Origin of the sequence: Desulfosporosinus lacus DSM 15449 (genome assembly GCF_900129935.1) — a bacterium.
Lineage (GTDB): Bacteria > Bacillota > Desulfitobacteriia > Desulfitobacteriales > Desulfitobacteriaceae > Desulfosporosinus > Desulfosporosinus lacus.
Map to the genome: position 1 here is coordinate 52,288 of NZ_FQXJ01000021.1, position 19,784 is coordinate 72,071.

19 protein-coding genes, 2 tRNA genes and 2 other annotated features are annotated in these 19,784 nt (G+C 43.7%); all 21 genes read right to left on the bottom strand.

The window, feature by feature from the left end:
• Window positions 1–91 precede the first annotated feature (91 nt).
• Window positions 92–343 (bottom strand): L7Ae/L30e/S12e/Gadd45 family ribosomal protein, encoded by a 252-nt coding sequence (locus BUB11_RS21675; protein ID WP_073032204.1) that lies wholly within the window; start codon window positions 341–343, stop codon window positions 92–94.
• 49 nt (window positions 344–392) lie between these two features.
• Window positions 393–3,842, bottom strand: coding sequence for a DNA-directed RNA polymerase subunit beta' (gene rpoC, locus BUB11_RS21680; RefSeq protein ID WP_073032206.1), 3,450 nt, complete (start codon window positions 3,840–3,842; stop codon window positions 393–395).
• A gap of 26 nt (window positions 3,843–3,868) precedes the next feature.
• Window positions 3,869–7,240 carry a DNA-directed RNA polymerase subunit beta gene (rpoB, locus tag BUB11_RS21685; protein WP_073032208.1) on the bottom strand — a complete coding sequence of 1,124 codons (3,372 nt, stop codon included), beginning with the start codon at window positions 7,238–7,240 and terminating at the stop codon, window positions 3,869–3,871.
• A gap of 395 nt (window positions 7,241–7,635) precedes the next feature.
• Window positions 7,636–8,013, bottom strand: a complete 378-nt coding sequence (gene rplL, locus BUB11_RS21690; RefSeq protein WP_073032210.1) for a 50S ribosomal protein L7/L12 — start codon at window positions 8,011–8,013, stop codon at window positions 7,636–7,638.
• Between the two features lie 54 nt (window positions 8,014–8,067).
• Window positions 8,068–8,595: a 50S ribosomal protein L10 gene (rplJ, locus tag BUB11_RS21695; RefSeq protein WP_073032212.1), complete on the bottom strand. Its 528-nt coding sequence runs from the start codon at window positions 8,593–8,595 to the stop codon at window positions 8,068–8,070.
• 25 nt (window positions 8,596–8,620) lie between these two features.
• Window positions 8,621–8,754 (bottom strand) — a sequence feature (ribosomal protein L10 leader region).
• A gap of 45 nt (window positions 8,755–8,799) precedes the next feature.
• The gene (rplA, locus tag BUB11_RS21700; protein WP_073032214.1) at window positions 8,800–9,492 is read right to left on the bottom strand and encodes a 50S ribosomal protein L1; all 693 of its coding nucleotides are present in this window, start codon (window positions 9,490–9,492) and stop codon (window positions 8,800–8,802) included.
• Between the two features lie 52 nt (window positions 9,493–9,544).
• A complete protein-coding gene (gene rplK, locus BUB11_RS21705) occupies window positions 9,545–9,973 on the bottom strand; it encodes a 50S ribosomal protein L11 (protein ID WP_073032247.1) in 429 nt (142 codons plus the stop codon).
• A 34-nt stretch (window positions 9,974–10,007) separates the two neighbouring features.
• Entirely contained in the window at window positions 10,008–10,535 is a 528-nt protein-coding gene (gene nusG / locus BUB11_RS21710; protein ID WP_073032216.1) for a transcription termination/antitermination protein NusG, read from the bottom strand.
• Window positions 10,536–10,576: 41 nt separating this feature from the next.
• Window positions 10,577–10,798: a preprotein translocase subunit SecE gene (secE, locus tag BUB11_RS21715; protein ID WP_073032218.1), complete on the bottom strand. Its 222-nt coding sequence runs from the start codon at window positions 10,796–10,798 to the stop codon at window positions 10,577–10,579.
• A gap of 82 nt (window positions 10,799–10,880) precedes the next feature.
• Window positions 10,881–11,030, bottom strand: coding sequence for a 50S ribosomal protein L33 (gene rpmG / locus BUB11_RS21720; RefSeq protein ID WP_045575441.1), 150 nt, complete (start codon window positions 11,028–11,030; stop codon window positions 10,881–10,883).
• A 283-nt stretch (window positions 11,031–11,313) separates the two neighbouring features.
• Window positions 11,314–11,388 (bottom strand) — tRNA-Met (locus BUB11_RS21725).
• Window positions 11,389–11,501: 113 nt separating this feature from the next.
• A tRNA-Thr gene (locus BUB11_RS21730) sits at window positions 11,502–11,577 on the bottom strand.
• Between the two features lie 103 nt (window positions 11,578–11,680).
• Window positions 11,681–12,331, bottom strand: a complete 651-nt coding sequence (sigH, locus tag BUB11_RS21735; protein WP_143187687.1) for an RNA polymerase sporulation sigma factor SigH — start codon at window positions 12,329–12,331, stop codon at window positions 11,681–11,683.
• Window positions 12,332–12,629: 298 nt separating this feature from the next.
• Window positions 12,630–13,370, bottom strand: a complete 741-nt coding sequence (gene rlmB, locus BUB11_RS21740) for a 23S rRNA (guanosine(2251)-2'-O)-methyltransferase RlmB (protein WP_073032222.1) — start codon at window positions 13,368–13,370, stop codon at window positions 12,630–12,632.
• Between the two features lie 91 nt (window positions 13,371–13,461).
• Window positions 13,462–13,953 (bottom strand): dihydrofolate reductase, encoded by a 492-nt coding sequence (locus BUB11_RS21745; RefSeq protein WP_073032224.1) that lies wholly within the window; start codon window positions 13,951–13,953, stop codon window positions 13,462–13,464.
• Window positions 13,954–13,965: 12 nt separating this feature from the next.
• Entirely contained in the window at window positions 13,966–14,796 is an 831-nt protein-coding gene (gene thyA / locus BUB11_RS21750; RefSeq protein WP_073032226.1) for a thymidylate synthase, read from the bottom strand.
• Window positions 14,797–14,863: 67 nt separating this feature from the next.
• Window positions 14,864–15,307 carry a Mini-ribonuclease 3 gene (locus BUB11_RS21755; RefSeq protein WP_073032227.1) on the bottom strand — a complete coding sequence of 148 codons (444 nt, stop codon included), beginning with the start codon at window positions 15,305–15,307 and terminating at the stop codon, window positions 14,864–14,866.
• A 14-nt stretch (window positions 15,308–15,321) separates the two neighbouring features.
• Entirely contained in the window at window positions 15,322–16,755 is a 1,434-nt protein-coding gene (gene cysS, locus BUB11_RS21760; RefSeq protein ID WP_073032229.1) for a cysteine--tRNA ligase, read from the bottom strand.
• Window positions 16,706–17,398: a serine O-acetyltransferase gene (gene cysE, locus BUB11_RS21765; protein WP_073032230.1), complete on the bottom strand. Its 693-nt coding sequence runs from the start codon at window positions 17,396–17,398 to the stop codon at window positions 16,706–16,708. The genes cysS and cysE overlap by 50 nt, the downstream gene beginning before the upstream one ends.
• Window positions 17,399–17,484: 86 nt before the next feature.
• Window positions 17,485–17,697, bottom strand: a binding site (T-box leader).
• 81 nt (window positions 17,698–17,778) lie between these two features.
• Entirely contained in the window at window positions 17,779–19,242 is a 1,464-nt protein-coding gene (gene gltX, locus BUB11_RS21770; protein ID WP_073032231.1) for a glutamate--tRNA ligase, read from the bottom strand.
• Window positions 19,242–19,733, bottom strand: a complete 492-nt coding sequence (ispF, locus tag BUB11_RS21775) for a 2-C-methyl-D-erythritol 2,4-cyclodiphosphate synthase (protein WP_073032232.1) — start codon at window positions 19,731–19,733, stop codon at window positions 19,242–19,244. Before ispF ends, gltX begins: the two co-directional genes overlap by 1 nt.
• Window positions 19,734–19,784 lie beyond the last annotated feature (51 nt).

Genomic DNA, 19,784 nt, shown 5'->3' on the forward strand with positions numbered 1-19,784 from the left:
CTTTCTAATGAAATCAATATACAAGGAATTGCTTGCTGCAGCATTTAACAAGCAATTCCAAACTCAGCTTTATTGGGTAGCCAGACGGGCGTTACTCTCGCAATATGGCCGCTATTGCTGTACCTACTTCAATCCCGCACGCTTTCCCTAATTCCTTCATAGTAGGAACTTCAACGTACTCCACGCTATGACTCTCGCACCATTCAAAAATAGGGCGACGAACATGCGTTTCGGCATCTTTAGCCATATAAACGCGCCGAACGCACCCTTTTTCAAGGGCTCGTTGGGTTTGCTTTAACCCAACAGTTTTTTGTTTGGCGTGTTTGAAGGTTTCATCAAGCATCAAAATGCTTTCCCCCTTAATCACACTATAGTAGTTTAGCATTTGAGTTCTAGCGTGTCAACAATTCGGTCGGATTTGTTTCCAAAGATTTTACATTTTGATATCTTAACATGCCTGTTCCGGCAGGAATCAACTTTCCGATAATGACATTTTCTTTTAATCCAAGCAAAGGATCTACTTTTCCTTTTATAGCCGCTTCAGTAAGAACACGAGTAGTTTCTTGGAAAGAAGCCGCCGAAAGGAATGAGTCCGTAGCCAATGAGGCTTTGGTAATTCCTAAAAGTACTGGGTGCGCGACCGCTGGCTCTCCGCCTTCAGCAATAGCTCGTGCGTTCTCATCTTGGAAATCAAAAACATCTATCAGCCCACCGGGAAGCAGACTTGTATCCCCGGCATCGTCGATTTTTACCTTGCGTAACATCTGACGTACCATCACTTCAATATGCTTGTCGTTAATATCTACCCCTTGCAGACGGTAAACTCGTTGAACCTCTCCTAGAAGATAGACCTGAACACCGCGTTGACCCTTAACTTTCAGCATATCATGGGGGTTAATACTTCCTTCAGTCAACTCATCCCCAGCTTCGACCATCTGGCCTTCCTTGACACAAAGGCGCGAACCGTAAGGAATCGTATAGACTATGTGTTCTTCAGTTTCAGTTAGGAGATCCACTTCACGTCGCCCTTTAACTTCGCTGATTGACACTTTTCCAACAGCTTCTGAGATGATCGCTTGCCCTTTAGGTTTACGTGCCTCAAAAAGCTCTTCTACCCTCGGAAGACCTTGGGTTATATCGTCTCCCGCAACCCCTCCGGTGTGGAACGTACGCATGGTCAGCTGAGTACCGGGTTCTCCAATGGATTGGGCAGCGATAATCCCTACTGCCTCTCCCATTTCTACTGGGCGTCCTGTAGCCAGGTTGCGACCATAGCATCTCTTGCAGACTCCGTACCGCGATTTGCAGGTTAGGACTGAACGAATTATCGCCGTATCAAAGCATTTAGCAATTTCCGCGGCTTGTTCTTCTGTCATTTCAGTATCCGGTACAGCAAGCACTTCTCCTGTTTCCGGGTGGTGTAGCTCCTCTAATACAAAGCGCCCGACAAGACGATCTACTAATGGTTCAATTATTTCTGGACCGTCCTTAATATCCTCGACCATAATGCCGTTTAATGTTCCACAATCCTCTTCGCGCACAATCACATCTTGAGAGACATCTACCAATCGACGGGTCAGATAACCTGAGTCAGCCGTTCTCAAAGCAGTATCTGCCAGACCTTTACGTGCACCGTGAGAAGAAATAAAGTACTCTAAAACTGTGAGTCCTTCACGGAAATTAGCCTTAATTGGCAACTCAATGGTCCGTCCAGACGGGTCCGCCATAAGTCCCCGCATTCCTGCTAATTGTCTCAACTGTTGAATATTTCCTCTGGCACCTGATGTCGCCATCATATAAACAGGGTTAAATACATCTAAGGTATCCATCAAAGCTTGGGTTACAGTTTTAGTTGCTTTAGCCCATGTATCAATGACCAGATTATAACGTTCTTCATTCGTGATCAAACCACGTCTATATTGAAGTTCGGTTTTAGCAACTGCAATGTCTGCTTTGGCGAGAATTTCTGTTTTCTCTTTGGGAACCGTAATGTCTGTCAATCCGACAGTCATTCCAGCTCTAGTGGAAAATTTAAACCCTTGACTCTTAAGCCCGTCTAATAAGTTAGCAGTAGCTTCATAGCCCGCCTTGCGATAAGTTTTAGCTACAATGTCAGCGAGGCCCTTTTTGCCTACTACTTCATTGAAATAACCAATTTGAGGAGGAATGACAGAATTGAATATCAATCGACCAACGGTTGTTTCCAAGAGTTCTCCGCCCCGGCGAACTTTAATGCTGGCCTGCAAGTGAACTGCTTTGGAATCATAAGCTAAAACAGCTTCGTCATAGTCTTTGAATATTTTCCCTTCTCCAAAGGCGCCCGGACGCTCCATAGTTAAATAATACGATCCTAAAACCATATCTTGAGTAGGAGTGGCCACCGGTCGTCCGTCTTTGGGGTTAAGGATATTATGCGCTGACAACATAAGCAATCTTGCTTCAGACTGAGCCTCTGCTGATAACGGAACATGTACAGCCATTTGGTCACCATCAAAGTCAGCATTGTACGCTGTACAAACTAACGGATGGATCTGTAAAGCTCTGCCTTCAACCAGGATTGGCTCGAATGCCTGGATACCCAAGCGGTGAAGAGTTGGTGCACGGTTCAAGAGAACTGGATGATCCGTGATTACTTCTTCGAGAACATCCCACACCTCAGGCCGCACCCGCTCAACCATGCGCTTAGCGCTTTTTATATTGTGTGCATGGCCCTCATTGACAAGCTTTTTCATCACGAAGGGTTTGAAGAGCTCTAAAGCCATTTCCTTTGGCAGACCACACTGATGAAGCTTAAGATTTGGTCCAACAACGATAACGGAACGTCCGGAATAATCAACACGTTTTCCTAAGAGATTTTGTCGGAAACGACCTTGTTTTCCTTTTAACATATCGCTGAGAGACTTAAGAGGTCGGTTTCCCGGCCCAGTCACAGGACGTCCGCGACGGCCATTGTCAATCAAGGCATCAACCGCCTCCTGGAGCATCCGTTTCTCGTTTCTCACGATAATATCTGGTGCACCGAGATCCAAGAGACGCTTTAAGCGGTTGTTCCTATTAATCACTCGTCGATAGAGATCATTGAGGTCCGACGTTGCAAAACGACCGCCATCCAACTGGACCATTGGTCTCAGTTCGGGTGGAATCACAGGAACAACGTCCATAATCATCCAATCAGGGTGGTTTCCTGAAGATTTAAAGGCTTCCACAACCTCGAGACGACGAATGGCACGGATTTTCCGCTGTCCGGATACCTCTTTGAGCTCTATTCGCAGTTCTTCATTTAATTTGTCTAAATCCATCTCGGCGAGCAATTGTTTAACCGCTTCCGCTCCCATGCTGGCTTGAAAACGATCCCCATATTTATCACGATATTCCCTGTACTCTGTTTCTGTCAGAAGCTGTTTCTTCATTAGAGACGTATCACCAGAGTCTGTCACAATATAAGAGACAAAATAGAGGACTTTTTCCAAAGCGCGAGGAGACATGTCCAAAAGCAGCCCCATACGGCTCGGGATTCCCTTGAAATACCAGATATGAGATACCGGTGCAGCAAGAACTATGTGCCCCATACGCTCACGACGAACTTTTGAACGGGTTACTTCAACACCGCAACGGTCACAGACTATCCCTTTATAACGAACCCGTTTATATTTTCCGCAATGACACTCCCAATCTCGAGTAGGGCCAAAGATTTTTTCACAAAACAAACCTTCACGTTCCGGCTTTAAGGTCCGATAGTTAATGGTTTCAGGTTTCTTTACTTCTCCAAATGACCACTCACGAATCATATCCGGAGAAGCCAAACCGATACGCATACGGTCGAAGTTATTGACGTCTAGCAATCCTTATCGCTCCTTTCGTCCGGGGACTATTTGAGATCGCCAAGATCTATATCTTCTTCCTCAAGGACTTCAACATTTAATTCATCGAGAGGATCTTCCTCGTCGACCATGGTGTCTTCCTCATCCTTCGCCCCAACTATTCGAGTTGAAGGAAGCGGGAGTTCTTCATGCAGATCAATGCCAAGTTCCTTTGCGGTTTCCGTTATATCCTCATCGGTATCATGAATCTCAATTTCCCTGTCATCTGCTGACAAGACTCTAACATCAAGTCCCAAACTCTGCATTTCTTTAATCAAAACCTTAAACGATTCGGGGATTCCTGGTTCAGGAATGTTCTCTCCTTTAACAATCGCTTCGTATGTTTTTACACGTCCAACGACATCGTCTGACTTAACCGTTAGGATTTCTTGTAAAGTATAAGCTGCTCCATAAGCCTCCAACGCCCAAACTTCCATTTCTCCAAAGCGTTGCCCACCGAATTGAGCTTTACCGCCCAAAGGTTGCTGGGTTACGAGGGAATATGGACCTGTGGAACGGGCATGAATCTTATCGTCAACTAAATGGTGAAGTTTGAGAACATACATATAGCCAACAGTGATTTTGCTGTCGAACGGATCTCCTGTCCGTCCATCATACAACATCGTCTTCCCATCTCTTGAGATGCCGGCCTTCTCTAAAGTTTCAAAAATATCATCCTCAGTAGCACCGTCAAAGACCGGGGTTGCAATACGTATCCCTAAGGCCTTAGCCGCCATGCCTAAGTGAGTCTCAAGCACCTGTCCGATGTTCATCCGAGAAGGAACGCCCAATGGATTAAGGACTACTTCAATCGGCGTGCCATCCGGCATAAAAGGCATATCCTCTTGACGCATAATGCGTGAAATTACCCCTTTGTTACCGTGGCGTCCCGCCACCTTGTCACCCACAGATATTTTCCGTTTTTGAGCGATGTAGACACGAACAAGTTGATTTACACCAGGGGATAATTCATCCCCGTTTTCGCGGGTAAACACTTTAACATCGACAATTTTTCCAGCTTCTCCATGGGGTACACGCAACGAAGTGTCACGCACTTCACGCGCCTTTTCCCCGAAAATAGCTCGAAGCAAACGTTCTTCTGCCGTTAGCTCTGTCTCACCCTTCGGTGTCACTTTACCAACTAAGATATCTCCCGGACGAACTTCAGCTCCGATACGAATAATTCCACGCTCATCAAGATCTTTCAGAACATCTTCCCCAACATTCGGAATGTCGCGAGTGATTTCTTCTGGTCCAAGCTTAGTATCGCGGGCATCTGATTCGTATTCTTCAATATGAATAGATGTATAATAATCCTCTCGAACAAGCTTTTCGCTTATCAAGATAGCATCTTCGTAGTTATACCCTTCCCATGTCATAAAAGCTACTAAAACGTTGCGGCCTAAAGCGAGTTCTCCATGGTCAGTTGATGGACCATCCGCAATGATTTGGCTGGCCTCTACCCGCTCCCCTTTCATAACAATGGGTCGCTGGTTAATACAGGTTCCTTGATTAGAACGAGAATATTTAAGCAGTTTATGCTTTTCTGTCATCCCATCATCACCGAGGACAATGATCTCGTCAGCGGTCGCCCGCTCAACTACCCCAGCTCGTTTAGTGATTGCGCAAACACCGGAGTCCTTAGCAGTCTTATATTCCATTCCAGTCCCTACATAAGGCGAATCCGTCCGCAAAAGCGGCACTGCTTGCCGTTGCATGTTTGAACCCATCAAAGCCCTGTTTGCATCATCATGCTCCAAGAAGGGGATAAGTGCTGTAGCGATGGATACCATTTGCTTTGGAGAGACGTCCATATAGTCAACTTGGTTAGGAGACACATGCACGAAATCTGGTCCATGACGACCATCAATTTTCTCCCCTAGAAAATTGCCATCCTTATCAAGTGGCGCATTAGCCTGTGCTACAACATACTTTTCTTCTTCGTCAGCCGTTAAATAATGAATTTCATCAGTAACGCTTCCGCTCTCCTTATTTGCCTTGCGGTAAGGGGCTTCAATGAAGCCATAAGGATTAATGCGTCCGAATGTACTTAAAGATCCAATCAGACCAATGTTTGGTCCTTCCGGCGTCTCCACAGGACACATTCTGCCATAGTGAGAATGATGGACGTCACGAACTTCAAAACCTGCACGTTCTCTGCTCAATCCTCCAGGTCCTAAAGCACTTAAGCGCCGCTTATGCGTTAACTCTGCCAGCGGATTTGTTTGATCCATAAATTGAGATAACTGACTGCTGCCAAAGAATTCCTTAATGGCAGCCACAACAGGTCGGATGTTAATTAATACTTGAGGAGTAATCACTTCAACATCTTGAATCGTCATTCGTTCGCGCACTACGCGTTCCATACGAGATAATCCAATTCGGAATTGATTTTGAAGCAACTCCCCTACAGAGCGCAACCTCCGATTGCCTAAATGGTCAATATCGTCTTTATGCCCTTCACCCTCCATCAAGGCAAGCATTCGCTGAACACTGGCCACGATATCTCCGCGAGTTAGATGTCGTACATCCATTGGGATATCCAGCCCTAGTTTCTTATTGAGTTTATATCGACCAACCTTGGCCAGATCATAGCGTTTAGCATCAAAGAACAATGCTTCCAATAATGAGCGTGCACTGTCAACCGTCGGCGGCTCGCCTGGTCTTAGCCTTTTATAGATTTCAACCAATGCTTCTTCTGTCGACTCTGAGTTATCCCTTTCCAAAGTAGCGCGGATATATTCATTATCGTTAAATAACTCCAAGATCTGACCGTTGCTGGCATATCCTAAGGCACGAATAAGGACAGTGCCTGGAAGCTTCCGAGTTCGGTCAACTCTTACAAAGATATTATCGTTAACATCCGTTTCAAACTCTAGCCAAGCCCCACGATTTGGAATAACTGTAGCTCCATAGAGCTTTTTCCCGCTGGGATCAATTTGTTCGGCATAATAAACCCCCGGCGATCGAACAAGTTGGCTGACAATAACACGTTCGGCACCGTTAATAATGAAGGTACCTTTGTCTGTCATCAACGGGAAATCCCCCATAAAGACTTCCTGTTCCTTCACTTCTCCAGTTTCCTTGTTGATCAGGCGAACCTTTACTCGGAGTGGCGCGGCATATGTAACATCGCGTTCTTTACACTCCTCCACCTGATATTTAGCCTCTCCTAAGCTATAATCGACAAATTCTAGAACGAGATTGCCTGTGAAATCTTGAATCGGTGAAATATCGCGAAACATGTCGCGCAACCCTTCATCAAGAAACCAACGATAGGAGTTTTGCTGGATTTCAATTAAATTTGGCATGTCGAGAACTTCACGGATTCTGGAGTAGCTCCAGCGCTCTCGTGTCCCAACCTTAACAGGATAGAACATTTACGTTTCACCCCTCAGTGTGGTTTTCTCTCATTGAGGTCTAATAATATATTGACATATACAGCCAAAAGCAAGGCCTTTAAAAGAACCTCGCTTAACTGTTTATGATGTTCCGCTATCATTCCGACAATTTCAAAGATAATATCTCCTTATTATCTAATGCTTTTAACTTATTACCATAGCATGGATGGATTAAGTAATAAATTCCATTTACATATAGTAACATTTATAAAGTATAACAAAACGGAACCCCTCTGTCAAGAAAATATTTTAGCTTTTCGTCTTCAATTCATATTTTACTATTCTATTCTGAAAGTACAATTTTGTTCAAATATACTGCCTATCCAAAATAAAGAAGGTACTCTCTACAAGAGAGTACCTTCTGCCATAAACTCTTACTTAACTTCGACGGTTGCACCGGCTTCAGTTAACTTAGCTTTTAAAGCTTCAGCTTCGTCTTTTGAGACCTTTTCTTTAACTGGTTTTGGTGCATTGTCTACGAGGTCTTTTGCTTCTTTAAGCCCTAGGCCGGTTGCTTCACGAACTACTTTAATAACGCCAATTTTGGAAGCTCCGCAGTTCATAAGCATGACATCAAACTCGGTTTTTTCTTCAGCTGCATCTGCTGCAGGAGCTGCAGATGCTACGCCTGCAACCGCTACTGGGGCAGCAGCGCTTACGCCAAATTCCTCTTCAAAAGCCTTTACGAGTTCAGCCAATTCGAGAACAGTTAAGCCTTTTACGGCTTCGAGAATTTCATTTACTTTAGACATTTTTAATTTCCCCCTTAAAATTATAAAACATTATTGTTATCTAGATGATAAAAACTATTGAGCAGCCTTAAGTTTGCGTACTTCTTCCAACGCATAACCCATTTTACGGATCGGTCCTTGAAGAACATTAACCATACCTGTAAGAGGAGCTTGCATACCGCGCAGAACCATAGTGAGCAAGACTTCGCGAGAAGGCAGATCAGCAAGAGCTTTAACGCCCTCGGCTCCGATAACTTTCCCCTCTAATACTCCAGCTTTAATCTGAAACTTTTTGAGTTTGTTTGCTTTAGCAAAGTCCATTAATATCTTGGCCGGAGCAACAGGATCTGCACTAAAGGCGAGCGCTGTCGGTCCTTTAAGATAGGAATCAAGCCCCTCTACCCCTAACTCATCAGCGGCGCGACGTACGAGGGTGTTTTTCAAAACCCGATACTCGACTCCAGCATTACGCAGTTGAGAACGCAGTTGCGTTACTTGGGCCACAGTTAAACCGCGGTAATCGGCCAAAACTATACCTGAAGACTTTTGAAACTTTTCTTTAATCTCCGAGACTACCAGACTTTTTTCTTCGATGTTAGGCATTCTGTGTACCTCCTTCCCTATAGATAAACCCAGCAAAAAACCTCCGCGTTTGCAGAGGTTAAGAATGCCAAATGAATATCTTTCGGCGTAATCTTCCAACCTCGGCAGGACATTAAGCCTTTCGGCACCTGCTTTCTACAGCGGACATATTAAATTCCTGATAAGTTTATCCTATTTATAGAACACTGTCAAGCACATCTGTGTTTAGACTGCTTTTGCAGGGTTAATGCGTACACCCGGTCCCATGGTAGAGGACACTGTGACACTCCGCATGTATTGACCCTTGGCAGCTGCAGGCTTCGCTTTAAGCAAAGTTTCTCCTAACACGCGATAGTTTTCCAGTAGTTGTTCCACACCGAATGAGGCTTTACCGATTGGTGCATGTATAATGCCAGCCTTATCCGCACGGTATTCAATCTTACCAGCCTTAATTTCTTTGATCGCACGAGTTACATCAAGGGTAACCGTTCCAGTTTTCGGGTTTGGCATAAGGCCTTTAGGTCCGAGTACTCGACCTAGTTTACCAACCATTCCCATCATGTCTGGTGTTGCTACAACTACTTCAAAACCGAACCAACCTTGTTCGATCTTGGCAATCATGTCTTCGGCTCCAACAAAGTCTGCTCCTGCCAATTCTGCTTCTTTGGCCTTTTCCCCTTTAGCAAATACCAACACGGAGCGGGTTTTACCTGTTCCGTTCGGAAGTACAATGGCACCCCGAATTTGTTGATCTGCATGACGGGTATCAATGCCTAATTTGAAAGCAACTTCTACAGTCTCATCAAACTTAGCTTTAGCGTTAGTCTTTACAATTGATAAAGCCTCTGTTGGTTCGTAGAGTGCAATACGATCAAATGATTTTACAGCCTCTTGATATTTTTTCCCTACTTTAGCCATTCTATTAACCTCCTTGTGGTTATGCGGGCTTAGCCCTCCCACAAAATTTCACTTAACCTTCGACTACGTCGATTCCCATGCTCCGCGCTGTTCCTTCGATCATGCGCATTGCCGCTTCAATACTTGCTGCGTTTAAGTCCTTCATCTTAATGTCCGCTATTTCGCGTATCTTTGATTTAGGAACGGCTGCAACTTTTTTGCGATTCGGTTCAGAAGAACCCGAATTAATATTAGCAGCTTTCTTAAGCAATACTGCTGCTGGTGGAGTTTTGGTAATAAAGGTAAAGGAACGATCTTCGTATACAGTAATTTCTACCGGAATAATAAGCCCTGCTTGATCTTTCGTACGTTCATTGTACTCTTTGCAAAAGCCCATAATATTAACGCCGTGCTGACCCAGAGCTGGACCAACCGGAGGTGCCGGTGTTGCCTTTCCTGCATTAATCGCTAATTTTACCAACCCAATTACTTTCTTTGCCATTGTCATTTACACCCCCTTGTTAGGATAACATTTATTAGTCTAATTTTTGAACCTGTGCGAACTCAAGTTCAACGGGTGTCTCTCTTCCAAACATAGATACCTCAACCCGCAGCTTTCCTTTGTCAGCAAGGATTTCTCGAACCACCCCAACAAAATCTTTGAACGGACCAGCAATAACCTGAACGCTTTGATTAATATCAAAATCAATCCGAGTTTGAATCTCATCCATCCCCATTTGTTGTAAAATGGTTACAACCTCACTGTCAAGCAACGGAATAGGCTTAGTCCCAGAGCCAACGAACCCTGTTACTCCCGGAGTATTACGAACAACATACCATGAGTCATCCGTCATTTCCATCTCGACGAGGACGTAACCCGGATATACCTTGCGCTTGGTAATCTTTTGTTTACCATTTTTGAACTCAATTTCATCTTCCATGGGAACAAGCACTCGGAAAATCTTTTCTTCCATGTTCATAGATTCAACACGTTTTTCAAGATTCATCTTAACCTTGTTCTCATAGCCAGAATAGGTATGAATCACAAACCAATCTTTTGCCATTTCTCAGGGACCTCCTCAGACACTGCCGTTGAAACTTATGTTTAGGGCAGCAGCTTGGTCAAGGCCGCACTTAAACCGCTATCAACAATCCACATTAGAATGGATACAATTGCTACCGCAAAAAACACAACTACTGTGTAGGTAAGCAACTGCCTGCGGCTTGGCCAATGAACTTTCTTGAGTTCGCTCAAAACCCCGCGGAAATACTCCATCGCCTTATCTTTCTGTCGCAGAGTATTGGCCGGTTTCTTCAACTCGCCCATCACTTCACATCCTTACAGACATCCACATCATCGACTCCGTGACAACGCCTCCTGGCGTACATAAACCTTTGCAAAAAAAAAATTACTTTGTTTCCTTATGCAGAGTGTGGCTCTTGCAAAACTTGCAAAACTTTTGAGTTTCCAAGCGATCTGGGTTATTTTTCTTATTTTTCATAGTAGCATAGTTACGGTGCTTGCAATCCGTACACGCTAAAATAATGCCAACACGCATTCACGAACACCTCCCGGACAACGGTAGGACGCTGTATTTTTTCCATTACTCAAAATACTTTATCATAAGATAATTTTACTGTCAAGAAAAAACATCTTATGAAGAAAACTTGGCTGACGCTGGCTTGACTCGCTTAGGACGGACGAGTGCCCCTGTAGTCAAGACTCAACCAATATGGTTTAGATTTGAACACCGCCATGAATGGCAAGTTTCAGGGATGGTGATATGTTATACTTTCTAACCAGTATAACAAAAAAGACAGCTTTGCTGTCTAAATCATACTTGGTTGCGGGGGCCGGATTTGAACCAACGACCTTCGGGTTATGAGCCCGACGAGCTACCACTGCTCCACCCCGCGACGTACCGCTTTAGTTGTCCTGTGTGATCACTACACTTGTCAGCCCTTGTGAAGTTACCATGCAGTTATAAATGTTTATTGCTAAATTATTTCATGCAATCCTCATTAAGTCATGGAGCCGATGGCAGGACTCGAACCTGTAACCTGCTGATTACAAATCAGCTGCTCTACCAATTGAGCTACATCGGCACTAATTCCCGTGTGCGACAATCATCACCCCAAGGCACTTACGTAGTTTACCATTTCTTTATTGATAATGCAAGTCTTTTTATCAATAAAGAAATATGTAAATTTATCCATCTCTCCGTTCAAGATATCGTTCGAGCTTTCTCTTAACCCGTTGCAACGCGTTATCGATTGATTTCACATGTCTTCTCAGGTCTACAGCAATTTCTTGATAAGATTTGCCTTCCAAGTATGACATAAGTACTTTCCACTCTAAAGAACTAAGAATTTCGCCCATTTTTTCTTCAATGTCGTCAAATTCTTCCCGACTGATGATTAGTTCTTCAGGATCTGTGATTCGGGTTCCCGAGATTACATCGAGCAGAGTCCTGTCCGAATCTTCGTCATAAATGGGTTTGTTCAAGGAAACATATGAGTTTAACGGAATATGTTTTTGCCTTGTCGCAGTTTTAATCGCAGTAATTATCTGTCGTGTGATACATAATTCAGCAAAGGCTCTAAAGGAAGAGAGTTTGTCCCCGCGAAAATCTCGTATTGCCTTATAGAGTCCAATCATACCCTCTTGGATAATATCTTCACGATCAGCGCCAATAAGAAAGTAAGAACGTGCTTTAGCTCTAACAAAGTTTTTATATTTGTTAATTAGATACTCCAGTGCTGCAGCGTCGCCTTCCTTGGCAAGCTCAACCACCTCTTCATCCACGATAACGTCGATGATTTCGCACTCCGGTAGTTCTGGTTGGGCTTGAAGAGTCAAGTTGATCCCCCCTACAATGTCGTCACGAAGAAGACGCAATCTCGGCTAGCCCTCGTCCACGAGAACATCCTCATTATACTCGACCCTAAAGAAAAGCGTCAAGGCGAAGTTTTGGTTGTTCTGTCGCTATTCGTGAGGTTCTAGATCGAGATACGAATTCAAGGTTCCAAATTATGTGAAAAATAAAGCTTCTGGATATGGCAAATAGTGCGGAAGTACACAATAAATTCACATTTGCCATATCTCCTTGGGAAAGTTCAGTTAACTCATATTTTGGTAATTTAAGTAATAATAACTTTTAATTGGAGTGGATTCTCTGTCTGAGAACTTCATAAAGCATGACAGATCCAGCAACGCTAGCGTTTAAGGAAGTGATCTTTCCTTTCATAGGCAGGCTTACAATCTCATCACAATTTTCTCGGAGTAAACGGCTTATTCCTTTACCTTCGCTACCAATTACGATTACCCGCGGACCTGTTAGATCTGCCTTGAAAGCATCTTTTCCTCCTGCTTCAGCACCGGAAACCCAACATCCCTTTTTCTTTAAATCGTTTAAAGTTTGAACCAAATTACTAACGCGAGCTACCCTGACATGTTCAACAGCCCCAGCGGATGTCTTGGCTACCGTTCCTGTTAAGGCTACGCTTCTCCGCTTGGGGATAATAACCCCGTGGGCCCCTACAGCGTCTACAGTCCTTAACAAAGCCCCCAGATTATGAGGGTCTTCGATCTCATCCAGCATTAAGATAAACGGGGCCTCTTGCCGCTCCTCAGCTAAGGCCAGAATGTCCTCTATACTTGCATACTCCCTCGCTGCCACATAGGCCAGCATTCCCTGGTGCCGTTCACGATTTGTTAAACGGTCAAGAGTCTGACGATCCACAAATTGGTAAGGAATATTTCGTTCATGCAATAACGAGATAATTTCTTGATTTCGGCTACCCGCACCTTCCGTGACAAGAAGAACTTTATTAACGGGTTTTCCGCTTTTCAGAAGTTCCACCACAGGATTTTTCCCATAAACCATTTCTTCGTTCAAGTAGTTCACTTCTTTCTATATCGAGGGTTTTTATTTTTCCACAACTGCAGACGCCTTGTCGACAGACTCCAGTTTCTTCACCAAACTGCATTTAGCCAACTAATACATATTTCACAAACCTATAACCAATGTTTTCGTAGTTTTGTAAATTGCTGGAAGATACTAATTTCCACGCTTTATTCTTATCTAAATTAACGAAATATTTATCTGCTACATATTTTTCCTCAATTTTAGTTACATATGCTTCAGTACAAGATGCTAAAAGTTGAGAATATACCGATTCCCCGCCCACCACAAAAACATCGTCCGTATCATACTTTTCCAGTTCAGAGTACAGTTCATCCAGAGAACGACATAATGTTACCTTTTCGTTGTTAAAGTGCTCACTCTTACTTAGAACAATATTAACTCTGTCTTTTAGAGGTTCTTGTCCCGGCAATGACTCAAATGTCTCTCTTCCCATAATCACGACTTTACCTAAAGTCATTTGCTTAAAAAACTTCATGTCCTCAGGAATTCGTTTTAACAAATTCCCTCTGTACCCAATTCCCCAATTCAAATCTACGGCTGCAATAGCTTTCATAAACTCTCCTTTTCAAATAGCAACGGGAATATTTTTAATTTGTAGACCGCTTTGGTAACCCTCTAACACAAAATCCCCAACTTTAAAGTCATAAAAGTCTTTTCTATCTTTGTTAATTAATAACTTGGGTGCTGGAAATGGGGCCCTTTGAATTAGTTCTGTAATTAACGGTATATGCCTGTCGTATATGTGGGCATCCGCAATAACATGTACCAATTCTCCAACCTCCAGGTTGCTAACTTGAGCCAACATATGTACAAGAATCGCATACTGACATACGTTCCAGTTATTTGCAACCAGTATGTCTTGAGAACGTTGATTTAATACGGCGTTAAGCTTCCTTCCAGTAACATTTAGGGTCAGGCTGTAAGCACAAGGATATAAGTTCATTTCATGCAAATCACTGTGATTATACATATTAACCATAATTCTTCTGCTATACGGATTATGTCTCAAGTCATACAGTACCCTGTCGACCTGATCAAATTCCCCTTCACGGTACTGATGTTTGACACTCAATTGATATCCGTATGCTTTTCCAATTGACCCATCTTCATCAGCCCAACTATTCCAAATATCGCTGTTCAGATCCTTGATATTATTAGATTTCTTTTGCCAAATCCATAGTAACTCATCGATCGCCGCTACTAAGTTTGTGGGTCTCAATGTAAGAATTGGAAACTCTTCCGAAAGATCGTATCTATTGATTGCGGCAAATTTCTTAACAGTATTAGCCGGTCTGCCATCATCCCATTTGGCTCTGACAACCTCACCCTCAGAAGAAATCCCGTTTTCAAGAATATCAGTACACATCGCAATAAAAATATTATCCGCTTTACTCACTATAGACCCCTCACTCATACATAATAATTATATATTCGCACACCTAGCATTCCGATCATCTTCTTAACTAAATCTCCTTATCCAGCTCCATCAGGAATGCTCCCTTAGATTGTTTAAGTTTATTAGGCAATTCTTCATGGTGAAGCATTTCGTCCACTTTATCAAACGCCCACCGCATACGATCTGTTTGTCCGCTTAATTGCCAATAACCCACTAGGCTTTCAAACCCTGTTGCATGTCGATAGGTTACAACATCTACATTTTTAGGATGCCCGCCCTTGGTATTCCGCCCGCGCATAACAACCTGCTGCTCAACCTCATCAAGATCGGGCAGAAGCACATGCAAAACCTGGGCTTGAGTACTGGCCCGAACATAGCTGATCGCCTGTTTATGAAGTTCCTTGACCTTTTCATGCCCCAATTCCAGCAAATGTGTACGAACCCAAAGTTCATAGACTGCATCTCCTAAATAAGCTAGAGTTAAGGCATTCATTTCCTGCCAATTTCGCATAAGTCACCTTTCAATTATTTCTTTATTTGCCACCTTGCACCTTGCGGTGTATCCTCGATAATAATTCCTTTTTCTTTCAGAACATCGCGAATAAAGTCAGCCATTTCCCAATCCTTTTTTTGGCGTGATTTTGAACGGATTTGCAAGACGGCATCCATAACCTGGGTTAATATCTCATCGTTTTCAATATGAACTTGAGCCGGATGAAGCAAGTCAAAACCTAAAACATCTCCAAGCTCCACTAAAGTCCTTTGGGCTTCTGCCAATTCTTCCGAAGGTACAGGATTCTCCTGAACATACCCATTCATCGTTTTAGCCAGTTCAAAGAGCGCTGCATAAGCTAGTGCTGAATTAAAATCATCATCCATTGCCTTTTCAAACGCTTCACGCGCCTCTTTAGAAGCCTTTAACAACTCAGCTTGGCTCTGCTGGTTTTTGGCAGAGCCTTCCCTGCCCAGGGCCTCTTGTGCCAAACGGACACTGGTTTGCAACCGTTCCAATCCCTTTTGGGCCATAATTAAGTTTTGGTCATTAAAATCCAGGGGACTGCGATAATGAGTTCCCAGTAAATAAAAGCGAATGACTTCTCCCGGAGAATTCACTAACAACTCGCGAATGGTGAAAAAATTGCCCAAGGACTTAGACATCTTTTCTTGATTAATAGTAAGAAACGCATTGTGCATCCAATACCGGGCGAAGGTCTTTCCTTTCAAATAACCTTCCGTTTGGGCAATCTCATTTTCATGATGTGGGAATGCGAGGTCCTCCCCCCCACCATGAATATCAAATCCTGCCCCTAAATATTTTAACGACATAGCTGTACACTCGATGTGCCAGCCTGGACGCCCCTTACCCCAAGGACTTTCCCAAAAAGGCTCTCCGGGTTTAGCCTTTTTCCAAAGTGCAAAATCCATCGGGTGTCGTTTGCGCTCATCGACTTCAACTCTTGCTCCTGCCTTCATATCTTCAAGCGTTCTGCCAGACAGCTTCCCGTAATTAGGAAAATGATCTACCGCAAAGTAAACATCCCCCTCCACTTCATAACCTAGGCCTGAATCAATAAGACCTTGAATAATCTCGATCATTTCAGGAATATGTTCTGTCGCCTTGGGGTGAACGGTTGCCGGTAACAGGTTGAGTGCTTCGGCATCTTTAAAGTACTCCTCAATATATTTTTGGCCCAAGGCCAAAGGGTCCATCCCTTCAATGTTACCTCGTTGAATAATTTTATCATCCACGTCCGTAAAATTCTGGACATAACGAACATCATATTTTTTATATAAAAAATAACGCCTAATCATGTCAAATACAACAAACATTCTTGCATTTCCCGCATGGAAGTAATTATAGGTTGTCGGGCCGCATACATACATAGCAACTTTCCCGCTCTCTCTGGGCTTAAACTCCTCTTTTTGCCGAGTCATGGTGTTGTATAATTTCAAAGACATTGTATCGACTCTCCTCTTCCTTTAATCTTTGTTCCAAATATTCCACACGTTGCATTAGGCATCTCAGCATCTCATTGACTGGATCCGGAAGGTCATCGTGTCTTAAATCAGGATCTTTAATCGGCACCCCATGGTGGAGGACAATCCGCCCCGGCACACCTACCACTGTAGTATCACTGGGAACAGGCTTATTAACAACCGACCCAGCTCCAATTTTTACATTATCTCCAACTTTAAAGGAACCTAATACCCTGGCCCCCGCTCCAATGACTACATTGTTCCCTATAGTCGGATGCCTTTTTCCTTTTTCTTTGCCTGTCCCGCCTAAAGTAACTCCTTGATACAGGGTAACATTGTCCCCGACCTCCGCAGTTTCGCCGATGACCACCCCCGTTCCATGGTCAATGAAAAGCCCTTGCCCTATCTTTGCACCCGGATGGATTTCTATTCCTGTTAAAAAGCGGGAAAGCTGAGAGATCATGCGCGGGATGAGGATCAGATTGCGAAGGTACAGCCAATGAGCCATTCGGTGGAAAAGCACAGCATGAAACCCAGGATAACAAAATACAACCTCCCAAATACTTCTTGCTGCAGGATCTCGTTCAAAAATCACTTGTATATCGCGTTTCATCTGTCCAAACATCTTAGCTTCACCCTTTTCCCGAAAATATTACCAGACATCAACTTAACTTTATAATGGATCTAAATACAAAAAAGCGGAACCTTTCGTCCAGAGACGAAAGGTTCCGCGGTCCCACTCTGTTTGAACGACATGTCGTTCCAGCTCAAAGCTTTAACGCAGCCAATACGGATTGAAATACTTCAAATTTCTTCCAATCAACTCCGAGACGCACTTCCAAATACTCCTTGCAAATGGCTTCCACTATCCCATTCTCGCTAGTCGCAATTCCTCTTTGTACTCTTTCTCATCATCGTCCTAAATCATAATTGAGTTATAAAACTATAGTTTGAATCCCATTATAAGGCAGTCTGCAAACTCTGTCAATCACTGGGTTGGCCGGTCTAACTTAAATATCTCGCCTCTGTAACCGCAATTCGCCCCAGGACATTCTTAAGCCCCAACAATGGGATGATATCATAGAGCTCCGGTCCGTGCATTTGCCCGGTCAAAGCTACCCGAACAGGCATGTAGACAAATTTACCCCCAAGTTTTAATTCCTTTGTCATTTGCTTCAATAGCACTTTTACAGTTTCTCCAGAGAGCAACTCTGTTCCCTGCACTTTCTCCCTAAACAAGGTCAAAACACTAGGAACTTGTTCTCCTTTTAACACTTCTAAAGCTTCACCTTCAGGCTCTAGGGGAATATCGCCATGGAAATAATGGATAAAATCCTTTACTTCAGACAGATGAGATATTTTCTCGGAAATAGCATTAATAAAGCTAATTAACCACTGCTGTTGTTCTGCTGACCGCTCCTCATATGGAAGAATGCCTAATTCATCTATATAAGGCAGAGCCAGTTCTGCTAAGCGTTCAGCTGAGGACTCTTTAATGTAATGGGTGTTAATATAATCCAGCTTATGCCTATCAAAAACGGCAGGACTCTTAGAAACCCGATCCAATGAAAAAACGTTTGCCAATTCATCAAGGGTATAAAACTCTTCTTCTCCTGATGGCGCCCAACCAAGCAGGGCAATAAAATTAACAATGGCTTCTGGAAGATACCCTTTTTGTTGATAGTCTATAACCGCAGTATCCCCATCCCGCTTGCTCATTTTTCCTCCCTCCGTATTAAGAATGAGAGAAATATGAGCAAATTGAGGGGCAGGAGACCCTAGCGCTTCATAAATAAGAACCTGTCGCGGGGTATTAGAAAGGTGTTCTTCTCCCCGGATCACATGCGTAATAGCCATAGAAATATCGTCAACAACAACTGCAAAATTATAGGTGGGAATTCCATCTGATTTAACAATAACGTAATCCCCAATCCCGTTACTTTCGAATACAACATCCCCACGAACCTGATCGGGGATATGGATTGCCTGTCCGTCCGGAACACGGAAGCGTACCACAGGTTTTCGCCCTTCAACCTCTAAGGCAGCTCGTTGTTCTGCGGATAATTGACGGCACTTACCCAAATATCGAGGAGTCTCCCCCTTGGCAGTTAATGCTTGCCTCTCTTGTTCCAGCTCTTCTTCCGTGCAATAACAATAGTAAGCGTGCCCACTGGCAAGCAACTTATCTGTATACTCCCTGTAAAGTCCTAAGCGATCCGTTTGACGATAAGGACCATGCTCCCCGCCAACTTCAATCCCTTCATCCCATTGAATATTCAGCCATCGAAGCGCTTCCAAAATGTTATGTTCAGATTCTCTGCTTGAGCGTTCTAAATCAGTGTCCTCACTCCGAACAATAAATGTCCCCTTGTTTTTGCGAGCCCATAAATAATTAAATAAAGCCGATCTTGCCCCTCCGATGTGAAGTGGACCTGTTGGACTGGGTGCAAATCGAACACGAATTTTCATCATTCTTCCTCCACCTTTTTTAAGCTAACAATCGCTTGAGCAGCAATTCCTTCTTCTCTTCCCACAAATCCCAACCGCTCTGTAGTTGTCGCTTTCACCGAAACACACGCTTCTTCGATATGCATAGTACGTGAAAGATTAAACCGCATTTTAGAGATAAACGGGGCAAGCTTCGGGCGCTCTGCCATAACGATACTATCTAAATTTCCGACACGATACCCCTGTGACTCAATAAGTTTCATGACATGCTCCAATAAAGCAAGACTTGAAATGCCTCGATATTTTGGATCATGATCCGGAAAATGACCTCCAATATCTCCTAAGGCCAAGGCGCCTAAAAGCGCATCCATAATCGCATGAACCAACACATCCGCATCCGAGTGTCCCAATAACCCACGTTCATGGGGAATTTCCACCCCTCCAAGAATCAATGACCGCTCCGCCACCAGAGCATGTACATCATAACCGATTCCTACTTTAATACTTAACACCCCTTCTCGCTACTCACGGTTTGAAGTTCGACCCCCTAAGCCGATGCGGCA